The organism is Sphingobacterium sp. UBA5639, assembly GCF_002421245.1.
GTDB lineage: Bacteria > Bacteroidota > Bacteroidia > Sphingobacteriales > Sphingobacteriaceae > Sphingobacterium > Sphingobacterium multivorum.
Genome location: NZ_DIJR01000030.1, coordinates 57453 through 82697, shown reverse-complemented (window position 1 = coordinate 82697; position 25245 = coordinate 57453). Strand labels below are relative to the sequence as shown.

14 protein-coding genes, 1 tRNA gene and 1 riboswitch are annotated in these 25245 nt (G+C 39.5%); of the genes, 9 read left to right on the top strand and 6 right to left on the bottom strand.

All coding sequences use genetic code 11. From position 1 onward, the window contains the following. Window positions 1-47: 47 nt before the first annotated feature. The 4 genes from B4Z90_RS19560 to B4Z90_RS19545 form a co-directional block, all read right to left on the bottom strand. A complete protein-coding gene (locus B4Z90_RS19560) occupies window positions 48-1229 on the bottom strand; it encodes a homoserine dehydrogenase (protein WP_046674614.1) in 1182 nt (393 codons plus the stop codon). 37 nt (window positions 1230-1266) lie between these two features. Next, a complete protein-coding gene (locus tag B4Z90_RS19555; protein WP_286803047.1) occupies window positions 1267-2310 on the bottom strand; it encodes a homoserine O-acetyltransferase family protein in 1044 nt (347 codons plus the stop codon). Window positions 2311-2343: 33 nt separating this feature from the next. Further along, entirely contained in the window at window positions 2344-3654 is a 1311-nt protein-coding gene (locus B4Z90_RS19550; protein ID WP_046674616.1) for an O-acetylhomoserine aminocarboxypropyltransferase/cysteine synthase family protein, read from the bottom strand. Between the two features lie 255 nt (window positions 3655-3909). Continuing rightward, window positions 3910-4022, bottom strand: a riboswitch (SAM riboswitch). 182 nt (window positions 4023-4204) lie between these two features. Then, complete coding sequence (locus B4Z90_RS19545) at window positions 4205-6232, bottom strand: FUSC family protein (RefSeq protein WP_286803042.1); 2028 nt, start codon at window positions 6230-6232, stop codon at window positions 4205-4207. 342 nt (window positions 6233-6574) lie between these two features. Between B4Z90_RS19545 and B4Z90_RS19540 the strand changes: the two genes are divergently transcribed. Continuing rightward, on the top strand, window positions 6575-9025 hold the full coding sequence (locus B4Z90_RS19540; protein WP_286803037.1) for a TonB-dependent receptor domain-containing protein: 2451 nt from the start codon (window positions 6575-6577) through the stop codon (window positions 9023-9025). A gap of 108 nt (window positions 9026-9133) precedes the next feature. Here the strand turns inward: B4Z90_RS19540 and B4Z90_RS19535 are convergent, their stop codons facing one another. Next, entirely contained in the window at window positions 9134-11323 is a 2190-nt protein-coding gene (locus B4Z90_RS19535) for a glutamine synthetase III (protein WP_070565356.1), read from the bottom strand. 175 nt (window positions 11324-11498) lie between these two features. Beyond that, on the bottom strand, window positions 11499-14318 hold the full coding sequence (locus B4Z90_RS19530) for a S9 family peptidase (protein ID WP_286803034.1): 2820 nt from the start codon (window positions 14316-14318) through the stop codon (window positions 11499-11501). A gap of 95 nt (window positions 14319-14413) precedes the next feature. On the opposite strand from B4Z90_RS19530, the gene B4Z90_RS19525 reads away from it, so the two are divergent. The 8 genes from B4Z90_RS19525 (at window position 14414) to B4Z90_RS19490 (ending at window position 24912) form a co-directional block, all read left to right on the top strand. Then, a complete protein-coding gene (locus B4Z90_RS19525; RefSeq protein ID WP_046674621.1) occupies window positions 14414-15151 on the top strand; it encodes an SIMPL domain-containing protein in 738 nt (245 codons plus the stop codon). Between the two features lie 114 nt (window positions 15152-15265). Then, window positions 15266-15345: transfer RNA gene (locus B4Z90_RS19520), tRNA-Leu, on the top strand. Between the two features lie 642 nt (window positions 15346-15987). Next, complete coding sequence (locus B4Z90_RS19515) at window positions 15988-17301, top strand: PDZ domain-containing protein (RefSeq protein ID WP_286803033.1); 1314 nt, start codon at window positions 15988-15990, stop codon at window positions 17299-17301. Window positions 17302-17829: 528 nt separating this feature from the next. After that, on the top strand, window positions 17830-19221 hold the full coding sequence (locus B4Z90_RS19510) for an RtcB family protein (RefSeq protein WP_115049628.1): 1392 nt from the start codon (window positions 17830-17832) through the stop codon (window positions 19219-19221). 5 nt (window positions 19222-19226) lie between these two features. Next, on the top strand, window positions 19227-19850 hold the full coding sequence (gene prfH / locus B4Z90_RS19505) for a peptide chain release factor H (RefSeq protein WP_115049285.1): 624 nt from the start codon (window positions 19227-19229) through the stop codon (window positions 19848-19850). A gap of 271 nt (window positions 19851-20121) precedes the next feature. After that, the gene (locus B4Z90_RS19500) at window positions 20122-22461 is read left to right on the top strand and encodes a SusC/RagA family TonB-linked outer membrane protein (RefSeq protein WP_286803029.1); all 2340 of its coding nucleotides are present in this window, start codon (window positions 20122-20124) and stop codon (window positions 22459-22461) included. Window positions 22462-22524: 63 nt separating this feature from the next. After that, a complete protein-coding gene (locus B4Z90_RS19495; RefSeq protein WP_286803027.1) occupies window positions 22525-23355 on the top strand; it encodes a hypothetical protein in 831 nt (276 codons plus the stop codon). Between the two features lie 45 nt (window positions 23356-23400). After that, complete coding sequence (locus B4Z90_RS19490) at window positions 23401-24912, top strand: SusD/RagB family nutrient-binding outer membrane lipoprotein (RefSeq protein ID WP_070565667.1); 1512 nt, start codon at window positions 23401-23403, stop codon at window positions 24910-24912. The last annotated feature ends 333 nt before the right edge of the window (window positions 24913-25245 follow it).

Below are 25245 nucleotides of genomic sequence, written 5' to 3'. Positions count from 1 at the left end.
AATAAATTTGAGACAGCTTCTTCAAGGTAGGTTGGTTTGTTGATTGCCTACGCGATTTCAGCAATAAAATTGCCCTCTTGATCCAAATCAGCTTTATGGGCTGCGATTTGTTGAAGATTAATATGTCCGATGACATATTTGAAATCTGGTGCGTAATATCGTTCTGTGATTTCACTGAAATTTAACTTTTCAATCAGTGTATCATCTGTATATCTCAAATAAACCTTAATTAAATAATCTTGGCTATAATTTAATGTGCTGGATTCTAAATGTTTTTTATACTCATAGCGGTATCCATAGCGAAGAGCCGCGATATCCGATAGCACAGCAGAACCTGTTGGGTGGCCACCTGCTCCTTTACCATAGAAAAATTGTTCGTCTGCAAAGGCCGCTTTCACCAATACTCCATTGTTCTCATTTTCTACATTATAGAGCATGCTGTCTTTGCCTACTAGGCGTGGTAATACATAAAGTACAACTTTGTCGCCGTCGATCTCTTTTGCCGTCGGTATCAGTTTGATCTTGAGGTTCTTTTCTTTCGCAAAACGAATATCTTGCTGTCCCAATTTATCAATACCAATATTGAACACATCTTCTGGTTTGACATAGATACCGTACGCATGCGAAGCAACAATACATACCTTAAATTTGGGATCAAATCCACCTACATCCAGCGTTGGATCTGTTTCTGCAAAACCAAGTTCTTGTGCTTTCTTTAAAGCATCTGTATATTGCTGATTTTCGTTGAAAACTTTAGATAAAATGTAGTTGGAAGATCCATTAAAAATACCGCTGACAGAATGCAGTAATTCATTGTCATAGTATTCTTCTAAATTCCGTATAATGGGAATACTTCCGCAAACGGCACCTTCATATAATAAACTGGTCCCGTATTCATGTTGGATATCAACCAGCTCTTCCAAATGGCTGGCAATCATTTTTTTATTGGCAGATACCACATTTTTCCCCGATTTCAAGGCACGAACAGTTAGTTGGTATGCTGCTTCGGCATCATCGATTAGTTCGACAACAGTATTAATTTCTGGATCACCTAAAATTGTTTCGGCATCGGTAGAAAATAAATCTGCTGGTAGCGAGCGTTTTTTATCTCCGTTTTTAATGACAAATTTCTTGATCTCCAGATTAAGATCTTTGGTTTTGATGATATCGTAAAGACCTTGGCCTACGACACCAAACCCAAACATCCCTATTGTTAATTTATTACTCATATCTCTTCTTAAATTCTCTTATATATTATTTACTCTCTTATACTAATTCGTTTATGTATTCTTTTTGTTCCCGCAGAAAGCTGCTAATGATTTTTGTGAGTTTTTTTGTTTCGATCAAAAAGCCATCGTGGCCATAGGTCGATTCAATCTCTTGATAATGGGCATTGGGAACATGTTGCGCGATGAATTGTTGCTCTTGTGGCGGAAACAACAAATCTGTATTAACGCTCAGGACTAAAGTTGGACAATCAATGCTCGCCAAAGCAGATTCAATAGATCGTCTTCCACGACCTAAATTGTGGCTGTCCATTGCTTTGGTCAGGAAGTAATAGCTGTACGCATTATAGCGTTTCACCAATTTTTCACCCTGATAGTTCTGATAGGAGGATGCTTTATAATGATCGAGTTTTTCGTTATCATCTTCCTTTTGCGTGTTGGCATACGTTATATAGTTGCGGTAAGACAACAGTGCCATAGCGCGTGCAACTTTCAATCCTTTAGCTCCACCATCAGGGTGATTGGCGTAAAAGGTTCGATCAGTTGTAATGGCCAGACGTTGACTTTCATTGAATGCAATACCCCATGGTGAGTGGACGGCATTTGTTCCAACCACGATGAGATGGTTGATGGCTATACTGTGCGATACGGCCCATTCCAATGCTTGTTGACCGCCTAATGACCCCCCGATAAGGATCTCTATTTGTTTGATTTCCAGGTGGTCCGCAAGGACTTGATGTGCGTGAACCAAATCCCTCACTGTGAATTCGGGGAAAGATAGGTAATAGGGTTGTCCGGTTGCTGGGTTTACAGATAGCGGATTACTGCTATTATATGCTGATCCTATGACATTGGCACAAATAATATAATAATCGTTTGCATCAAACAACTCACCTGTTCCAAAAAGACCGGACCACCAATCCAGCACATCTGCATTGGCCGTTAATGCATGGCAAACCCAGATCACATTGCTGCGATCTGCGTTGGGTTTGCCAAATGTTTCATAACTGATTTGTAAATCATTAAGCTCTCTTCCATTTTCAAATACAAAAGGCTCCGGGTGCAGATATATATGCTTACTCATTTCACGTTTAAGTTTTAAGCCGAAAAAATCTGATTATTTAATTTTATCAAAAGCTTGTTGTAAATCAGCTTTGATATCATCAATATGCTCTATTCCTACAGAAAGACGTAATAAGCCTTTGAAGACTCCGGCATTGGCTTGATCTTCATCACTCAATTGTTGATGGGTTGTAGCTGCTGGATGAATAATCAATGACTTCGTATCACCAACATTGGCTAAATGACTGATCAATTCTAAGCTGTCGATAAAGCTATTGGCCTTTTGCGCTGCGTCACCTTTAAGCTGGAAAGAAAGTACCGCGCCATAGCCATTTTTAAGGTATTTTTGTGCGTTAGCGAAGCTCGGAGAGCTTTTTAATCCCGGATAGTTTACTTTTTCTACCTGTGGATGCGCCTCAAGCCATTTTGCGACCTCTAAAGTGTTGTCTACATGGCGTTGCACCCGCAAAGACAAGGTTTCAAGTCCTTGTAATAATAAAAATGAATTGAAAGGGGAGAGTGCTGGTCCGAAATCCCGGAGCCCTTCCACACGCGCCCGAATGGCAAATTGAATATTTCCGAATGGTCCGCTTTCACCGAAAACTTCGGAAAATACTAAACCATGATAGCCTTCAGATGGTTCGGAAAATTGCGGGTATTTTCCATTGCCCCAATTGTAGTTTCCGCCGTCGACGATGACACCGCCAATGCTTGTGCCATGTCCACCGATCCATTTAGTTGCCGATTCAACAACCACATTTGCACCATACTCCAGAGGTTTAAATAAATAACCTCCGGCTCCAAAAGTATTGTCGACGATTAATGGTAAGTCATATTTTTTTGCTACGGCAGCAATTTTTTCAAAGTCGGGAATATTGAAACTTGGGTTTCCGATTGTTTCAACATAGATTGCTTTTGTTTTATCATCAATGAGCGCTTCAATTTTATCTGCTTCGGCGTCTGTTGCAAAACGAGCTTCGATGCCTAGGCGCTTAAAAGAAACTTTAAACTGGTTGAATGTACCGCCGTATAAGTTGGATCCCGCAACAAAATTGTCACCACTTTCCAAAATATTATTTAAAGCTATAAACTGTGCCGCCTGGCCGGATGCAACAGCAACAGCTGCAACTCCACCTTCCAGTGCCGCAATACGTTGTTCGAAAACATCCGTAGTAGGGTTCATAATCCGTGTATAAATATTACCGAACTGCTTTAATGCAAATAAGTTTGCGCCGTGTTCGGCATTTTCAAATACAAAAGATGTTGTTTGATATATAGGAACTGCTCTAGATCCCGTAGTAGGGTCAGCGACTTGGCCAGCGTGAACCTGAAGAGTTTCGAATTTTAAATTTTTGTTTGAAGACATAATATATCAGATTTTAAGGGTTCAAAAAGAAATTGCAAAGTAAAAAGAGAAGCATACACACCTCCTTGAAGGGTCTGTTAAATCTTTATCCAAGAAAACGGAAATGATTTTTAACAAGCATGGAAGTGCATATGCATACGCATTCGCATCGATACAATTGTACGATGGGTTACACTTTCGCTTATCGTGCGGTTCACTTGTGTTGAACCTGAATTTTTAATGGACTTCAGTAATTTAATAATCATTGTCTTATGTCATTTATATGCTCCAAAACGATATTGTTTTGGACAGGAATTGGCACCTTTTCAAACAAATTGAAGGTTGCCAGTGGGTCATTGAGCCAGTCTCTCGCCACTTCTTTATAAATCAAGACCTACTGATGAAGGGAGGTGTTGATTAGAAATCTTCTTTCGAAGACGACACAAATATAAACTCTTTTTTTATTAAAGCAAAAGAAATGCTATTTTTTAGTTAAAGGAATTTTGAATAACATGCCGATTGGAATCGCATATCTTCCGATGAAACCGCAAAAGTAACTGTCAATCGGGTATTATGATTTCTTTAAATTGATCCGTTCTGCAGTTTGATTTAAATCTGTTAGAAGAGGTTTAAGCGCATCGATTCTACTATGGATATCATAGGCGAGGTGGCGATTCGTCTTTTTGTTTAAAGATAGCGAGAGGCCCACCAAATGGGAATTGACCTGATATGCGAGTGCTTGAAAATGGTGAATATGTGACCAATCCATCCATTTGTGCTCGGGTTCTTGTTTCATTTGATTGATGGCGTCTGAAAACAGGGCCATGGCGGTCTGCGCCTTTTTACGAGCCAGTCGTATATCAAACGAACTTTGTCGTTCGTCCGACAGACGGTTATTGATGATCTGGAAATAATGCGCGTTGTAAAGGGATACCTCTTTTGCCAGCTGAACCATGCCTGTGCTCTGGCGTACAGGTATCAAGAAATAACCCGCTATAGCCAAGAATGCTCCAATCAGTGTGAAAAGTATTCGGCTGCCTAAAATGAGATTGATGTTCCCTTCGAACAGATTGAGCGCAATCACAATTCCCAAGGTAATGAAGATGACACTGACCATATAATTAGATCGGTTGAACAAAAAGAATCCAAAAAGACCCAATGCAGCTATGGTTAGGAGTGCTGGAAGAAAATGAATAGAAATTAAGCAGAACACACCAACTATAATACCCGAGAATGTACCGACAATACGTTCTATATTACGGGTTTTTGTCATTGAAAATGCTGGCCTGGCAACAATAGCGATCGTCAGTAAGATCCAATAGGTATATTTAAAATCCAAAAATAAAATACCGATCAATGCACCTGTTCCAAAAAGAAGAGCCATCCGAACCGCAAATCGAAAAAGCGGATTATTCAGATGGAGTTTACTTTTTAGATCAGCGAGATTACGTAATGGTCGACTGATAAATTGTTGGTACTCGCTGGTGTCAATCTTATCCTGAATTTCCTGATTTTGATAAAAAGCGACCTGGATTCTGTTGAGTACATCAATAATTGCTTCGATGTTGCATATGATAGAACATAATATACCTTTTGCTGGATCGGCCTGTTGTTCTTGAATTTCTTTTAAATCCCGTAAGAGGGCATTAATTTTAAAGTTATTATGGTATAATTGATGTGCATACCGGAACCTCTTGTCGGGTTGTGAAAAGCTATCGATTTCTAACGCTAATAATTTGATTGTGTGACGAATTATGGGAAGGCTGCCCGTGTCTGCAAGATTTTTGCGAATTGCATCGTAGTCATGATCAAGCGCAATAATTAACTCATGGAGGTCAATTAATCCATAAACCTGACTAAGCCAATAATTGCTTTTATGCCACTGTTGGCTTATGATTTTTTTTTCTCGAAACAGAAGAGACCTGATTTGTTCCTGCTGTTCGCTGATCTGGCCATGAATTTTTCCTACGCGACTGTACGTAATATTCAAAGGAATATCGGGATCGTAAGACTGTGATCGTATCAATAGAAATTGGGACAATCCATGAAAGCCATTAGCCATGGCATGTTTCAAAGAGCGATAAGGTTGTATATAGGCTTGTAAAAGGCTAAAAAAGTAATATATTATGGAACCTGTTGTAATCTGTAAGCCAACCGCAAAGGGGTGTTGTGGGGCCATTCCGATCACAAAACTCATGAGAATCAATGTCATGTTTCCAATTGCAGCATAGCGGGCTCCAAAAATGCCGTATAAGGTGCATATAAAACCGGCTGCCGCTAGCACGATAACCAAGGGCCAATGATAGGGAAATACAATAGCTGTAAACAATGATGCAACAAAGAAGGTGGGAATACATACCAGAGCTGAAGAAAGTTTATCTTTTCTGTTGCCAGGAGGATCGGTGAGTGTCGTTAACAACGATCCGACACCGATTCCGATAGCCGTGCTCGCTTGCGCTCCCAATAAATAGATCGCCAAACTTGGCAAAATACTGATGGCAACATTACGTAATGCGTCTCCAGCATGCTCGCCATGCATAAATCGTATCATAAGGATATAAATACGGTAGAGTCTTTTCTTCAATGATACAGTGCTCATGAATCAGTTTACTAATTTTCGATGCAAAAATACAAATATTATGCTTAATATTTTTTGTATACAATTTATTTGTTTTGAATTTTATTTGTTTTTTGAATTTTTATTTTGATTCGATGTCATTTTCCTACGATATGTTTCAGAAGATTCAAAATTAGCTCGCAGGATCCTATCCGCTGTAAAAGCGATCAGCGAAGGATAGGGTTTACCGATATTATTTGGTTGTCTACCGAGTGAATCGCACTACCTGTCTATTTCTGCTAGTCAACGTGTAATGAATACACGAGGTTTGTTGTCATTATTATGAAGTTGACTATCCGATCGATAGCCCAAAGAAATTACATTATGAAACCACAAAAAATTAAATTGCTCTTATTTTCTATTGTTTTATTCCTGTGTTCTAATGCCGGACCCGTTTCAGCACAGTCTGACGGGGGGGAATTACGTACTGTCGTTGTTGGGCAGGACAACAAGCCCATTGCTGCCGCAAATATTTCACTGTTTCGTAAACCCAATGATGTCTTGTTAAAAGGAACCTTATCCAACGAAAATGGAGAAATTGTGTTGTTTGCGATACCCGAGGGGAAGTACAGCTTACAGGTGTCCACGGTGGGTTATGGTACTTATCGTTCTGGGGAAATAATGCTGCGTGCGGGTGATTTCAAGGTGCTGGATACGATTCGATTACAGCTGGAAAGTAAAGTGCTGGATGAGGCGCAGGTAATTGGCAAGAAGCCATTAATTGAAAGTCACCTTGATAAAGTTGTGCTCAATGTCGAGAACAGTATTTTGGCAACCGGAAATAACGCATTGGAACTCTTGCAAAAGGTCCCGGGGGTAACTTTAGACAACAAAAAGATCAACCTTCGTGGAAAAAGTAATGTGATCATCATGATTGATGGTAAGCCTACTTATCTTTCTGCAGATGAAGTGTCGCGCTTATTGGAAAATACAGCTTCAAATGCAATAGCCTCGATCGAAGTACTCACCAATCCACCTGCAAAATATGATGCGGCAGGGAATGCAGGAATTATTAATATTAAGACGAAGAGGAATACGCAATTTGGAAGTAATGTTAGTTTAAACCTCAATTTAGGGCAGGGTAAATATACAAAGGCTGATGGTGGCTTTCTCATAAACCATCGTAATAATTGGGTGAACTTATTTTCTTCCTATAACTATGCAACTGCCTTAGGCTTTAATGATTTAGATATCGATAGGGCTGTAGATACCAAAAGCGGGACGACTTTTTTCAATTCGGATTCTTATTCGAAATTCCGCTATCGAGGTCATAATTTCAAATTTGCGGCAGATTTTAACCTGGGGAAACAGGAGGTCATTGGATTTGTGGTTAATGGTAATGTAAGCAATGGTCATTCAACACGGGAGGGAAGCAATCTGATCGCTTCTCAAAAAGGAAAGCTTGATTCGGTAGTATTAGGAAGTAATTTGTCAGATTTTAAATACCATTACCTCACTTATAATCTGAATTACAAAAAGACATTTGATACTTTAGGGACTGAATTGACGTTTAATGGGGATTATTCATATTCGAAAAATAATGACAATAGCACTGTTGGAAACCATTTTTTGGACGCAAACTGGGAAGAATTTAAATCACCGCATATTTTCCGGAATGATATGCTTTCTAAGGCAAAAATATTAGTTTTTAAAACCGATTTTGTGCATCCTTTTAATAAAACGACGAAACTCGAGGCGGGGTTAAAATATAGCCGCGTAAAAACAGATAATAATTTGTTGTACGAAGATCAGGATCAGCAAGGCGAGTTTGTGCAAAATAATGGTCAAAGTAATCATTTTTTGTACAATGAAAATATAGCAGCAGCTTATTTCAGTTTAAATAAATCGTTCGGAAAGTTTTCGGTACAAACTGGACTGCGTGTTGAAAATACGAACTCCCTAGGAAACTCAGTGACGCTTGGGCAACAAACAAAACGTACCTATACCGATTTTTTTCCATCAATATTTGTACAGCAACAGATTAATGATAATCACAAGCTTGGTGCGAGTTATAGCAGACGTATTGACCGCCCTGATTATGGGGTATTGAATCCCTTTGTGTATTATTTGGATCAATACACGTATCAGTATGGCAACCCTTATTTAAATCCACAATATACCAATTCGTATGAAGTAAATTATACCTTTAAAGATCGCTATTTACTGAGTTTGGGCTATAAGAGGACCAACGATGCAATCACTCAGGTCATAGAAAGTAATTCAGAGACCAAAGCTATTGCACAGACCGATCGAAATTTGGCTTATTTTGATTATTACAACATGAATGTCAATATACCCGTTAAGCTTTTTAAATGGTGGAGTATTTCTAACAATGCCAGCGCTTTTTATAATAAGTTTAGTTTTGATGAGCACTCCGGAGCGCAACGCCAATTGGAAAAGTTATCGTTTCAGGTAAGTTCCAATCATGATATCCGAATTGGGGAAACAACAAACCTGGAGCTGACGGGCAATTATTTCTCGCCAGCAGTATATGGCGTATTTAGTTTTCAGTCTTACTATGGCATTGATCTAGGTGCAGGTAAAACATTTCTTGACAAAAAATTGAATGTCAAGTTGGGTATAAATGATGTCTTGAATACAAGAGGCCAGCGCAGACTGTCGAGTTATCAGGAAAATGGATACTATCGTATACGAAATGCATATGATAGTCGGGTTATCCGATTGTCTGTTTCTTATCGTTTTGGTAATATGAATATTAAGTCAGTCAATAAAAAGGGGGGGGATAATGACGAAGATAATCGATTAAAAAAATAGGAGCTATTGTTGTGAGAGGAGGTAAGGAGCAAGAGATGACGAACGTTCCCCTAAAACAAAAAGAGCCAGCAATATCGCCGGCTCTTTTTGTTTTATTGGGAAGTTATCTTAACTTAAAAATAAGATCTCTCTCAATTTTGGAAGAGGCCATTTTTTGTCATCAACAATTTTCTCCAATTTGTTGACATGATAACGGATCACATCGAAATATGGTTTAACCAATTCATCGTAAGCGATTGATCTCTCACGTACATCATCAATTTGGTTTGCTTTTTTACGTTCTTGACGCATTGCTTCAGCTTGCTCCAAGATGGTATTTACGTGTGTTGAAATACGTTCTACAAAGTTCAATTGAGAGCTGAATGCTGCTTGTGCCAGACCCAGGTCTTTTAATCCTTTGACGTTTTCAATCAATTCATTTTGATAAATGAAACATGCTGGGGCGATTTGGTTGTTAACCATCTCTTCGATGACACGCGCCTCAATTTGTAATTTTTTATAGAAGTTTTCAAGCAAAATTTCGTGGCGAGCTTCTGATTCACGTTTGGTATAAATACCTAGTGATTCAAACAGGGCTAAAGATTCTTCTTTTACATAAACATCTAATGCTTTAGGTGTCGATTTGATGTTAGAAAGACCACGTGCTTCGGCCTCTTTTTCCCATTCTTCGCTGTATCCATTGCCTTCAAAGCGGATAGCTTTTGAATCTTTGATGTATTTGCGGACAACATTTAAGATCGCAAGATCTTTTTTCGTGCCTTTTTTGATTTGTTTATCTACTTCTGTTTTGAACTCGATCAATTGCGCTGCAACGATCGCATTCAACACGGTCATCGGTAAAGCGGAGTTTGCAGAAGAACCAACAGCGCGGAATTCAAACTTGTTACCGGTAAAGGCAAATGGTGAAGTACGGTTCCGGTCTGTATTGTCCAGTTTTAATTCAGGAACTTTAGGAATACCATGCCATAAGTTTGCCTCTGCTTTTACTTTTTTAGCAACACGAGCAGATTCAACTTCTTCCAAAAGCTCATCCAATTGAGAGCCTAAGAAAATTGAAATAATTGCTGGTGGAGCCTCATTTGCACCCAGACGGTGATCGTTGCTTGCACTAGCGATAGAAGCGCGCATCAAATCAGCGTATTCATAAACAGCTTTGATGGTATTGACGAAGAAAGTCAAGAACATCAAATTGTTTTTAGGTGTTTTTCCAGGAGATAATAAATTTACACCAGTATTTGTGATTAAAGACCAGTTGTTGTGTTTACCAGATCCGTTGACACCAGAGTATGGTTTTTCATGCAACAATACTTTGAAGTTGTGTCTTAAAGCAACTTGTTCCATGACATTCATCAACAATTGGTTGTGATCGATGGCCAAGTTGATTTCTTCGTACATTGGAGCACATTCAAATTGAGAAGGTGCAACTTCGTTGTGACGAGTCTTTAAAGGAATACCTAATTTTAGCGCTTCGTTTTCCAAGTCCACCATGTACGCTAATACGCGCTCTGGAATCGCACCAAAATAGTGGTCTTCCAATTGTTGGCCTTTGGCCGACATGTGGCCAAATAACGTACGGCCCGTTAACTGAAGATCTGGACGAGCATTATATAAGGAAAGGTCAACCAAGAAATACTCTTGTTCAATACCTAGAGAAGCGTTTACTTTAGTGACCGATTTGTCAAAATATTGAGCAACATCCGTTGCCGCTTTATCTACTGCGTTGATGGCTTTCAATAAAGGAGCTTTATAGTCTAATGATTCACCCGTATAGGAAACAAAAACTGTTGGAATACATAATGTTTTACCAGCACCTGTTTCGTAAATGAATGCAGGAGAAGATGGATCCCAAGCTGTATATCCTCTAGCTTCGAATGTATTACGGATACCACCATTTGGGAAAGAAGATGCATCGGGCTCTTGTTGAACTAATGCGTCAGCAGTAAATTTTTCAATGGCTTCACCGTTTTCGTCTGGCTCAAAAAAAGCATCATGTTTTTCAGCAGTCGAACCCGTTAAAGGTTGAAACCAGTGTGTGTAGTGAGAAACGCCGTGGTTAAGTGCCCAAGTTTTCATGGCCTGTGAAATGTGTTCAGCCAAATCTCTTGAAATAATCTGTCCCTCTTCAATGGATGCAACTAACTCCTTGTATGAATTTTTAGGAAGGTAGTCTTTCATTTTGTTTACGGAAAAAACATTCTTTCCGTAAATGTCAGTTGCTTTTTTAGTTTCAACTTTTTCAAATGAAGCAATTTGGCGTGAGCCTGCTGCTTCTACTGCTTTGAATCTTAGGTTCGACATTTGTATTTTGTAGTTAAATTACAGTTTTGTTGATTTTGTTTTTCAAAAATATTGTGTTTTTATTGAAAACTGAAATTTTTTTTGATGTTTTTTGTGAAATAATTCAAAAATTATGGTTTTTGGCTAATAAAAAAGGTGTGATTTATATAAATCACACCTTTTTTATTGTTTTGTGTTATAATTCGAATCCCCAGTCTATTCCTTTTTCGGTGGCAGGTACTCCTTTCTTCATCCAAGAAGGAGCGGGGGCACCTTTTAGGAAATGATCGAAGAATTGCTGTTCGCGAATTTGTATATCCTTACGGTTTTGTCGAAGTATAAGGTTATGTTCATCACCATTATAATTCAGCATCCATACAGGTTTGTTTAATCGGCGTAACGCAGTAAACATTTCAATACCTTGATACCATGGCACGGCCCCGTCGTTGTCATTAGCCATAATGACAACAGGAGTTTTAACTTTATCCAAATGGAATAAAGGTGAATTTTCGATATATAGTTCTGGAGCTTCCCACAGGGTTTTTCCGATGCGGCTTTGTGTATGTTCGTATTGGAACTGGCGGGACATACCACTTTGCCAGCGTATTCCGCCATAGGCAGATGTCATGTTGACGACAGGAGCACCAGTCCATGCTGCAGCGTACATATTGGTCCGCGTAATGAGGTGAGCAACTTGATAACCGCCCCAACTTTGGCCCTGTATTCCCATCTTTGTGCTATCAACCCATGCATTCTGAGCGAGGTATCTCATCCCAGAATTGATGTATTCTTCAGCTGATTTACCCGGATGACCTGTTTTGTAGCTTATATTTGGCGCAAATACCAGGTACTCGTTACTTACAAAATAGGGGATGTTCAAACGCGATGGCGTAGGAGCAGGGGGTTGATACGTATATAATCCATCTGAAAGCTTTTCATAGAAGTAAGCTATAATGGGATATTTTTTTGCAGGATCAAAATTTTCTGGTTTATAAAGAATTCCCTCAGCCTGATTTCCTTCGGGCGTTGTCCAATGGACTAACTCCGCTGTCCCCCAGTTGTAATTAGCCTGTTGCTGATTAATATTGGATAGTTGTAATTCGTCTTTGAACTTTATGGTATTGGTGTAGATATTAGGCGAATTCATATAATCCTCTTTACTGTACAGTATCGTTTGTTGATCCGCTGAAGAGCTGATATTCCTGAACGTTTTTGCCTCCACCAAAAGACTTTTAGGATCGCTATGCTGCCCCTTGAACTGGTAGAAACCAGATTCTTTGGTTTTATTGTCAAAGGAAGTTAGAAAACCACCCTTTTTATAGTCGAGTGTTGTGGCTTGTTCGCGGTCCTCTTCTCTTTTTAGCGGTAAGTAGCGGAAAGTTGTCTGCGATGCAGCTCCATAGCCGTTGGTCAAGATGGATTTGTTGGAACCGTCCAAGTTAAAATACCAGATATCATACCTCGAATTGACGTAAATCCCTTTAAAGTCCGGACTCCATGCTGCCATGCCATATCCTTGCGCGGCAGTAGGCATATCATTTTCCTCGTCGGCAAAGGACGCTGGTATACCGTCATTTAGCACCATCTTTTTCTTTGAACTAACCTGATAGGAATTCCAGGAACCTTTATCTTGGTCGAAATATACGATGTATTTTGCGTCAGGACTTAAGATTGCATTTCCTGAAAAGTTTGAAAGGATTAACTCTTTATTTCCTGTTTTTGTTGAAACCAGATAAATGTCGTCTCGTGTACTGCCTTCCCATTGACTTGCGATGCGCTTGCCAAAATCAGTGCGAGCTAAGATATACTCTTCATTTCCGTCCGGTGTAAGTGCGGTGGAGTTAAATGTTTGGTCCGTAAGGGGAATAATGTTGCGATTATATTTGGGGTAAGTAACCGCTAAGAAATTTCTTGCAAGATCTTTCTTTAAATTGACCAACTGCATGGGCTGTAAATAGTCGTCTTGCCAGTTCCAAACGTCCACTTTAGCATGCTCAAAATCAACCAAAGTGGTGTCTCTGACACGTGGTATTGGTGCTATGCCGAAAAATAGCTTCTCCCCATTTTTGCTGAAACGGATATCGCCATCCCCACTAACGGCCCAGTCTTTAGGTATACCATTGCTTGTTTTTGTTGCGAGGTATTGGGCTGTATCTATACCATTGGCATAATAATATAGATTGTAATTTTTTAGTAATGCCTTTTCATTGGAGAGATCCCCCAGGTAAGCGAGCTGATTACCTGATTCATCAAATTTGAAATTTTTATAATTACCTTTTCCATTTGATATCTTTTTAAGCTTTTTAGTTGCTATTTCGTAAAGGTAGACTCCAGATTCTTTTGATAGGCTATCTTTTGAATCTGTTTTTTTTGAAAAAACGATTTTTGATCCATTTTTATTCCATTCGTATTGATCTACAGATGAGAATTGCACCGAATCACCAGAATTTAGATCATATAAAGCAAGCGTTGCCACTGTTTTTTTCTTTTTATCGCTGCCTTTCTTTGCTTGTGTGGCATCAGTAGCCGTTTTTGAATCAGGTTTTTCATTTATTTCCTTGTCGAAAAGAAAAGAGACGAAATTGTTGTTTTGATCAGCAATTTTATAGGATTTTACCTGCGCAAATTTGACAAGGGATGACGTTGTTACATTGTAGATTGCCAATGAATCTTTTGGGAGATCTTCGGCTTTCTTCTTTTTGATCTTGGCTTCGCGGGTTAAGGCAAATGGCGCTTTGACTAAACTTAACAGATGATTTTCGGTATCTGTTAGTTTTCCATTATACCCACGGGGAATTTGAATGATTTCTTTGTTCTCTTTGGTTTTGAGAAAAAGCTGATTGTCGCCTTCTTGTGGAACGACCTGGAATAGGATAAATTTTCCCGATTTACTGATATAGGGTGATGATACGCTTTGCCAACTATCATATACCGTATGATCCAATGGTTTCTTTTGCGCATGGGCAGCGAATGCAGCCAGAAAACAAAATGGAATACAGATACTTTTCTTATTCATATTTTTAAACCTTTTTGTCGCAATTTATTCATAAAAAATAAATAAACATCGATTTTTTGGTATATTCATTGTTACGTAAACATAAAAAACTGGTTATGAAATCATCATCCGCTGTTATTATTTCGATTATAATGGGCGTTGTGCTCTTGCTCGGCACCTGGATATTGGGTACAGCTTATCGCTATAAGTTTAAATCGACGCAGACAATCACTGTTAATGGTAATGCCAAAAAAGATTTTGAATCCGATTTAGTCAAATGGAGTGCTACTTTTAGCCGAAAGAATTATGAATTGAGTGCTGCTTCAGCACAATTGGCTACCGATAGAGATTTGGTGCGGGACTTTTTAGTACAACAGGGGGTTAAGGCTGACGAGATCCGTTTCGAGGCTGTTAATATTGCCAAAGACTTTGAATATCATACCGATGGAAAAGGCAATGGTTATAATACTTTTTCCGGTTATACCTTATCGCAGGCCGTCAGTGTCGAATCAAAAGACTTAAATAAAGTTGACAATGCTTCAAGAGAAATATCGACATTAATTTCCAAGGGGATAGAACTTAGCTCCAGTACCCCTAACTATTATTACTCCAAGCTAGAGGATCTAAAGCTGGAACTTATTTCACAGGCTTCGAAAAATGCACATCAACGTGCAGAGAATATCGCAAAGGAATCGAATGCCGGATTGGGTAATCTGGTAAAGGCCGATCTGGGAATTTTTCAGATAACGGGACAAAACGACAACGAAGAGTACTCTTCAGGTGGTGCATTTAATACAGCATCAAGAAAAAAAACAGCTAATATCACAGTTAAAGCAAGTTTTTTGAGTAACTAATGAAAAATTATTTGACTGAATCTCAGTCCTATATTGGTTTTGATTGAAAATTTATTCAAAAAGTTTTCTCCTTTTCAATAAAAAACCTACTTTTGCATCATCCCAAACGGATATGCCCGGATGGCGGAATTGGTAGACGCGCTGGTCTCAAACACCAGTGGGAAACCGTGCCGGTTCGACTCCGGCTCCGGGTACTGAAAGCCTCTTTACGATACGTAAAGAGGCTTTTTTTATACACCTATGTTTTTCTGACCTGATGATTTCGACAATACCCGGATAATAACTTATCAAGATACACAATATAACGGATATATCCTAATACCAACGTATACCTAATACCAGTTTTTAAGCAGTTTTTAGACAGTGATTAGTCATTACTTATTCAGTTGTCACTGAGCAAGCACTGAACGAGCACTGAACAAGCACTGAACAAGCAGTGTCTAAAGAGCTAATCTGATCGCTCTTTGATCCGAATTTGCTACAATAGCTATAGCTTGTTCTTTGGTGTTTCTTCGCTTATTATAGGGACTTTCATTAGACCTTCCTGGGTATTCGTTCGCTATTTCTCTGGTGTTTCCTTGGTGTTTCCTTGGTATTTCTTTGGTCTTTCTTTGGTGTTTCTCTGGTCTTTCTTTGGTGTTTTAACGATAAAATGCCAATAAAAGAGCAATAAAAGAGCAAAGAAACGGTAACGTAGGTGTAATCCTCAACCAGACTTGTAGATAAGAAAGATAAATTGCCTACCGTTGAATTGGCAGTAAGACGGGCTTTTTTTTATAAACTTTCTTTAATCTGAATTTTCTTGTTTAAATTGGAAATACCAAATATAAACTTGGATGAAAACAGTTTTTTTATCGCTGGCACTGTTGTGTTTTTTCATGACGCAGGGACAAGTGGGGTTTGTCTTGAACGGGAAAAAGAATGTCAAAATTCCTTTTCTTTTTGTTCATAACCTAGTCATTATACCTGTGCAAGTAAACGGGTATATGATGAACTTCCTGTTGGATACAGGTGTTAAAGAAACCATGATATTTGGGGAAACATTAAAGTCAATTGATAGCGCTGTTTTTGTTAATAAGTTTCAGGGCTTGGGTCGGGAAGAGGGTTTGGATGGCTATTTATCCATCAGCAATCACGTGAATATTGCAGGCGTATATGAAGATTCGGATCAACCGATCTATATTCTTCAAAACGCTCATATTGATATTTCTACCCGGATCGGCGTGGAAGTGAATGGAATTATGGGTAGTCGTTTTTTTGAAAACCAAATGATCGAAATGGATTTTCAAAAACATCGCATCACCTTATATCCTAGAGCGAACAAGCCTAAGGGGCTTGAGAAGATGCAGCGTTTGCCCTTGGATATTTTAAACAGTCGCCCCTATACTTCGGTTGCTTTTAAACAGGGCGATGTGGCTATTGATGGTCGTGTATTGATCGACATGGGAAATAGCGATGCCTTAATGCTTATTCCTTCCAAGCTAAATAATTTTGATATTAAGCCTCCATTTATTGATGACTACATAGGGCAAGGATTTAACGGTGAGATTTATGGAAAAAGAAATCGAATCCGATCGCTCGAACTTGGGCCGTTTACAATGGATTATCCCCTCGTAGCCTATCCCGAATTGAGTTCGTTACAGCATGCAACATTTGTGAGCGAAAGGGTAGGTTCCATTGGAAATGAGTTGTTACGCCGATTTAAGGTCGTATTCGATTACCCCAACAAATCCATATACCTTCATAAGAATAAAGATTTTGATCGCTTTTATTATTTGAATATGAGTGGTTTAGAAATTATCCACGATGGCATTAAATACGAAAAAGAAGAAATACCCGTGGTTCTGCAAAAAGATGGCGGTACAGAGGTAAGAATGGGCAACAGTGTGCAGTATCGCTTTGTACTACGGAATATGTACAAAATTGCGACGGTTCGTGATGGTTCGCCTGCGGCAATCGCAGGACTAATGCCGGGAGATAAGGTTATAAGGATCAATGGTAGACCTGCATCTTCATTTTCCCTGGAGTCGATCCACAATCTTTTTAAATCAGAAGAGGGAAAGGAAATGCGTTTCCGCGTAACCAGAGGCGGGAATACACGCGACTTTAAATTTGTGCTAAAGGATCCACTTCCATTTAACCCGAATTAAATTTTTGCAAATATGAAAAGTTTAAATAAAACTTATTTATCTTTGCTGTCAAGAATAGTATTATAACAATTAAACACGAAGAGATATGTTGGTCGCCAAGATTATAACACCGCAAGCTTTTAAGGCAAATGGATTTGCTGAAAGCAATCTTCGTGCTTTTTGTCATATTTAAGACATTCTTCAAAATTGGAGCACATCGTGTTTGTTCAATCCGCTGGAATGAATAATCGGATCGCTTCACTTCTTTTGGAAAACCAATTAATACAGATGAAAAAGCCGAAGTTCATTCGGGCTTTTTATTTTTCCTGATTTTCGTTTCTATTCATACAACTTAGACACTTTAGGGGCATATGGCTTTCTGAAAAGCTGTTTATAATCCGCTCTTTCGCACGAATTAACTGTGCATAATGAAGAGCATTTGTTTAATAGATTCTTTATCTCTAAAAGAATATTCCCGAAATTTTTTCAAAAATGCTGCCGATTTCTACGATGGAATTGGTGGCTAATTATGTATGTTTTTTACAAAAAATGGGAAGTAAATTATCTGGAAAAGACTTAATAAAAATAGGTTTTCCACAAAATAATATAGTTAACACAGCTTTGGGACTGATCACAAGGTATCGAAAGAAAGAAAATAAAGAAACCATTCTTCTTGAACTTGCTGAGCTTTTAGAAGCTCCGGAGCGATTTATGGAGCATAAAATATGGGGAAAGCTTTCTGAAGGACTGGTGCAGCCCATAGAAATACGTGTCCGGGAGCTGAGCGCGCATGGAGCTCCATTTAACATATTTGGTGCAAATGAAATTGATGAGCAGGCGAAAAGACAATTGTACGATGCATTGCAATTGCCTATTTCAAGGCAAGGTGCATTGATGCCAGATGCACATACAGGTTATGGGCTTCCCGTCGGTGGGGTGCTGGCTACAGAAAATGCCGTTATACCCTATGGTGTCGGGGTGGATATCGGTTGCCGGATGAGCCTGTCGATATTCGACTTACCTGGCAGTTATTTTAAAGGACGAGAATTTCAACTGAGAAATATATTGAAGGAAAATACCAAATTTGGTTTAACCGACACGCATCGTGAGAAGTCTGATCACATCATTTTCAGTAGGGCGGAATTTCAGGAAATCCCGCTGTTAAAATCCCTGTTGGGGAAAGCTTATAGGCAATTCGGGACTTCTGGCAGCGGAAATCATTTTGTCGAAATGGGCATTGTTGAGCTTCATACCGTGCGGAACGAATGGGGGATGGATCCAGGGCAGTATTTGGGGATTTTATCCCATAGTGGTTCTCGCGGCCTGGGAGCACATATCGCTAAACACTATACGAGTCTGGCTGCCCAACTGTGTCCATTACCTCGTCATGTGCAGCATTTGGCCTGGTTGGATTTATCAACCCAAGAAGGACAAGAATATTGGATGGCAATGAATTTGGCAGGGGACTATGCCCAGGCCTGTCATACGGATATCCACCGACGTTTGGCTAAAGCACTTGGATGTAACCCCGTGGTAACGATCGAAAATCATCATAATTTCGCATGGAAGGAATTCGTGAATGGTGAGGAATATATCGTTCATCGGAAGGGAGCAACTCCTGCTGGAAAGGGTGTATTGGGGGTGATTCCCGGCTCGATGACAGCACCGGGGTTCATTGTGGAAGGGAGGGGAAACCCCTTAAGTTTACAGTCGGCATCCCATGGAGCGGGGCGGGTTATGTCGAGATCTGCCTGCAAAAATAATTTAACAAAAAGCGCCATGTTGAAAGATCTGGAAGCATGTGGTGTAGAGTTGATCGGGGGCGCGTTGGATGAGTCGCCACGTGCTTATAAAGATATTCATCGGGTGATGAAATTGCAGGAGGAACTGGTGAATGTTCTCGGAACGTTTAGTCCGAAGATTGTACGCATGGACAAATAAAGGTGATGGAAGAAAGGTATTTACAGGTTTCTTCGGGACGAGGTCCTAAGGAATGTAATATGGCTGTCCGGCTAGTATTCGATAGACTCGCTGTTGAAAGCCGTAAAGTTGGTGTAGAAGTCACGGAAATAGAAAGAGAAGACGTTGATGGACTTCCTTGTTCGTTAATCGTCAGATTGAGCGGAAGAGATATGGAACAATTGATTGATCATTGGGTTGGTACAATCTGTTGGGTGTGTAAAAGCCCCTTTCGTCCTTTACACAAACGGAAGAATTGGTTTGTCGACGTTAAAATGTACCATCCTGGGGAAAAGGAAAGGCTGTTGGATTTGAAGGATGTATATTTCCAAACAATGCGGAGTAGCGGCGCAGGTGGGCAGCATGTCAATAAAGTAAGTTCTGGCGTCAGAGCTACGCATGCACCGACAGGTGTAAGTGTTCAGGTGATGGATACGAGATCCCAATTGCAGAATAAGGAGATTGCAATGCTGCGCCTGGCTGCACGTCTTCGGGATTTAGGGCAGGCCAAGTTAAATGCGGCCAAAGCACAAAAATGGAAAAATCAAATCGAGGTGTCACGGGGACAGGCAAAACGCGTCTTTCATGGACAAAAATTTATTGAAAAGTAAGTTATTTTTACTGTTTTACTGAAGCGAAAGCCCTTGCTAGTATTTTGGCAAGGGTTTGTTTTTTAGCGTTAATTTTTTTATTTGAAAAATGCTCGCGGTTTATTTGTTGAAAGTCAATGATCGGGATTTAGCTGTGTTAGACTTGTAATATTTTAACATTTGATGTTAAAATATGGGTAATATTGGTCAATATCATAGCGTGCTCTGTTTTAACATTTGCATAATTTAGATTTTATAAAAGCATTTTAAACTAACTAACAGAGACTAGCTTATGAACAAAAGAAGTATTGCAATACTAGCATCCAATATACTAGTATGTTCTGCGCTTTATGCCCAAACAGCACTTAAAGGTAAAGTGTTGGATCAGGATGGCAAACCAATACCAGGGGTATCGGTAACCATTCGAGGCGGTGCCGGCACGCAGACAGGAATTGATGGTGGATTTTCATTAACATATACAGGTGGAGGAGTTTTAAATGTCACTGCAGTTGGTTATAAATCCAAGCAGTTTCAACTGAATAATCAAACGAATTTAAGCATTACATTAGAATCTTCAGCGGAGAATTTAGACGAAGTGGTGGTTACCGCATTAGGTATCACAAGAGAGAAGAAATCGTTGGGTTATGCCATGCAGGAGGTTAAAGCCAAGGAATTGACAGATGCCGGACAACATAGTCTAACAGGAGCATTGGCGGGTAAAGTTGCAGGTGTCCAAATAAACCAATTTGGTGGAGCGATCGGATCTTCAGCGCGTATTTCGATCCGCGGAAACACGTCGTTACAGGCAAACCAGCAACCGCTTATCGTAGTGGATGGTATTCCTATTACAAATAACTCTCAGCGTTCCGGAGATAATACCTATACTGGGGTGGATTACGGTTCGGGTCTAAACGACATTAATCCAGATGATATCGAAAGCATCAACGTACTGAAAGGTGGGGCAGCAGCACTATACGGTATGCGTGCTGGTACAGGCGTTATTATGATTACCACAAAATCTGGAAAACGGGCCGAAAACGGAGTCCAGATTTCATACGATGGTAATTTTTCCATCGACAGAGCCGCCAATTTACCGAAGTACCAAAATTTATATGGTCAAGGATCACGGGGGGATGAATACAGTTTTAAGAAATTTGGTGGAAATCTATCTTATCAGGATTATGTAACGCAGAATTCATTCAGTTACGTTGATGGCACAGGAAACATTGGTGTTAATGATAATATCGATGAATCTTGGGGGCCTCGCATGGACATTGGTTTGTTGATACCACAGTTTAACAGTCCGGTTGTGAATGGTGTACGCCAGGCAACAGCATGGAATTCACATAAAAACAATGTTAGAGAGTTCTTCCAGACAGGTTTTTCCCAAAACCATAATGTTTCATTGCTTTCCAAATCAGATCGATCTTCTACACGTGCATCTATTTCCTTTAGGGATCAAAAGGGAACAGTACCTAATACAGATCAGAAAAAATATACTGCCCAGCTGAACAATGAATATAAGGTTAGCGATAAAGTGTCTTATGACATTATGAGTAACTTTACGCGTACAGAAAGTAACAACTTGGTCACGCAGGGATATGATGCAGCAAATCCAATGAACGGCCTGATCTGGTTTGGTCGCCAGGTGGATATGCAAGACTTGAAAAATAATTGGGATCAAAAAGATGCGCAAGGGAAATATACCTATTACAATTGGAATTCCGCTTATCATATGAATCCTTTTTATACGATGCATGAATCCCGTAATGCGATGAAGATGAACCGTGTTTTCGGTAAGACATCCTTATATTATCAACCTTTTGATTTTTTGAAATTTGAGGGACGTGTAGGATTGGATTACTATAACACACATATGTTTGAGACGACTTATTTTAACTTTGATAACCAAGATGGTAAGTTCAATGACATAAAAAATAGCAATTCCGATTTTAATGCAGATTTTATCGCGAATTTCAATAAACAATTTGGGGATTTGAGTTTGACAGGTATTTTGGGTGCTAACTACCGCGATTATCAATATGAAACAAGTACACTAGGGGCCAAAGGATTAAATGTATTAGGCGTTTATACGATTGCGAATAAAATAGGAGATGCCTACACGTTTATGGATCATTCGAAAGGCCGATCCAATTCGGTTTACGCTCAGGCAAATTTGGGCTGGAAAGATCAATTATATTTGGATCTGACAGCACGGAATGACTGGTCATCGACACTACGGAAATCCTTTTTCTATCCTTCGGCAAGTTTAAGCTGGATTCCGACAGCTTCATTTGAAGGTCTGAAAAGTGATTATTTGAATTTTTGGAAAATGCGATTTAATTTGGTGAAAGTAGGTAACGCTACACAACCTTATCAAAATGGAAACTATTATTATGCACAAACAGATGCTTATAATAACCTAGCGCAAATGTACAAGAGTATGGTCTATGCGATCGAAGGCCTGGAACCTGAAGCTATCACTTCTTATGAAATCGGTACTGAGCTTGGATTATTCAAAGACCGTCTTCATTTAGACCTTACCTATTATCAAAAAATAAATAAAAAACAATTGCTTCCAGTGACGACCTCCAATGTGGTTGGGTTTAGTAGTATCTTCTTAAATGCGTGAGAAATTCGAAGCAAGGGTATTGAAGTTCAATTACGCGGTGATATCCTGAAACGTGAAGACGGATTGAATTGGACAACAACTGTCAACTTCTCAAAAGATAATAATAAGGTTGTTGAACTTTATCCTGAATTGGGCTTGAAAGATTACAGACAGGGTTGGACTTGGGGGATCTCCAATATGGCTTCTGTGGGGCGCCCTTGGGGAAGCTTGGTTGGCCCCGGTTACGATCGTGTAAAAGATGGACCGATGAAAGGTGCTATTAAAGTGGGTTCTAACGGTCTGGTTTCTACACCGCTTGATGGTCAAGTGATTGGTAATGCTGTGCCGGACTTCTTGGCTTCGATGCGTAATGACTTCACCTTTAAAGATTTTAGATTTGGCTTTATGCTCGATTTTCGTAAGGGGGGAGATATTTGGTCACAAACGATGTCCCATGGTTATGCGACGGGTATAGCTGAAATCACTGCTGCGGATGGCATTCGTGAAAGGGCAATTGTAGCAGGTCGGGACGTGATGAAGAATGAACGATTTGCAATGTCGGACGGAAAAGGAGGCTGGGTTGCAAATACCATAGAAACGTCAGCGCAGGACTGGTACGAAAATGGCGGGATTGCCGAAATGTATGTTTTTGATGGTTCTTTCCTGAAATTAAGAGAGGCCTATATTTCGTATAATTTACCAAAACATTTATATAGTAAAATAAAAGGGATTAAGCGGGCTAATATTTCTGTAACGGGTACCAACTTAGCCTTGCTTTGGGTGCATAAATCAAATACGATGCGGTTAGATCCCGAAGCGGGAGGTGTATCTAGCGATTCTAGAGGTGTAGGATTTGAGCAAGCGACAGTTCCAAACTCAAGAAGTATAGGTCTTAAACTTGGTTTTACATTTTAATTAATACATAAAGTTTAAGATATAGAACCCCAAAAAATTATGATTATGAATACTTTCATTAAAAAATTTAAATATACGCCTTTGTTAGCCGTTCTTTTGGTGACAGGTTGTACCAAAAATTTTGAGAAAATTAATACCGATCCGGATGCTTTAAATGACGTTCCACCACAAAATATGTTGGTCAACGTGATGCGAAATGCCGGAGACCAGTTTGGCGGTGACGTTGATGGTTATGGTACATTTGCTGGATATATTGTTAAAATTCAATATCCGGATAACCTGAGTGGATTGATTCCGACAAATAATACCTATGGCAATCGTTGGGCTGCTTGCTACTATAATATCACCCAAATGAAAGACCTGCTTAAAAAGACAGAAGCCAATGCTGAAGGGTATAAAAATACAAGGGCTATAGCAAGAATTTGGAATAACTACATGTGGTCTTATTTATTGGACGGCTGGGGTGATATTCCATATTCAGAGGCATTTAAAGGACGGCCAGAAGATGGTTCGGTATTGAAAGCCAAATATGATAAACAGGAGGATGTTTTTCCCGCAGTTTTAGCGGATCTCAAATCAATTGCTGATGAATTGGCGGCTGGTATTGGAACGGATGATGTTGGTAACTATGACGTCATCTATGGAGAGGCTAATAGTGGTAGTCCGGATGTAAAAACACAAATGTTAAGGTGGCAGAAGTTTTGTAATTCGCTACGCTTGCGGATGGCAATACGCATTTCTTCCGTTGCTCCGGCATTAGCTAAATCTACAATTGAGGAAATTGCTGGAAATAAGACAAAATATCCATTAATTGAGACCAATGCGGAAAGTTGTCAAATGTTTTTCCCTGGAAATCTGCCTTATATGGAACCTTGGTATGAGTCTGGCATTTACGGTAAACGCATCAACAATTGGGGAATGTTTGATATTTTTATCAATCATTTAACGGAAACGAACGACCCTCGGATTGAGTCCATTGCGCAGAAAAATAATGCCGGTAAATATGTTGGGTTTGTTAATGGTTCGTTGACTAATCCTTCCCCTTCAACATCAATTTCATGGATTGGACTCCATTATATCAATAACCCTGCTGGGGCAGTACCTTTTTATAAAGCCTGTGAAACTTATTATATGTTGGCTGAAGCCGCATTATTAGGTTATAATGTTGGAATTACAGCTAAAGCAGCCTATGAAACAGCAGTTAGGCTATCTATGGAAGATAACGAAGTTGCTGAACCAGCTGTGAATGCTTATTTAGCCGGAGCGGGAAAATTTGATGGGTCGAAGGATCGTATCTATTGGGATATGTGGGTCGCTTTATTTAAAGAAAATTTTGAAGCCTGGAGTTTGTATAGAAGGACGGGAATTCCTAGCACCAATTATCCTTCAAAAATTCAAAATTCAGCAACTCCACATACAGACCAACCATTTCGCCTGCCTTATCCGAATAATGAATACCTATATAATACGGATAACGTTACAGCAGCTGCGCAAGGGACTGTGGATTATAACTGGGGAAAACGCTTATGGTGGGCTAAAAATAACGGTAAAAACTAGTTTAAAATGCTTTATTGAGCGGGTATCGAAAGATCCCGCTTTTTTTTTGCTCGTTTTAATGACAATTTTACCCCTTCGGTGCAAGACGTCCTGCCAACCTTTCTGATAAAGCCTCAAAATCAAAAGTTGGGGCTTTTTGATTGCTAATGTATCCTCCCTTAGAAAAAATAGTACACGGTTGTTAAGGCCATTTAGCAGACTGCGGGAAAGCTTTAGCCGCTGAAATAATTTATTTATAATTAATAGGGACTATTACCGTATTTTCTTCTGTCATTGACCTTTAATGTAGAAAATAATTTGTTTTATTGCGGTGATAATTAGTATCTTTAAGAG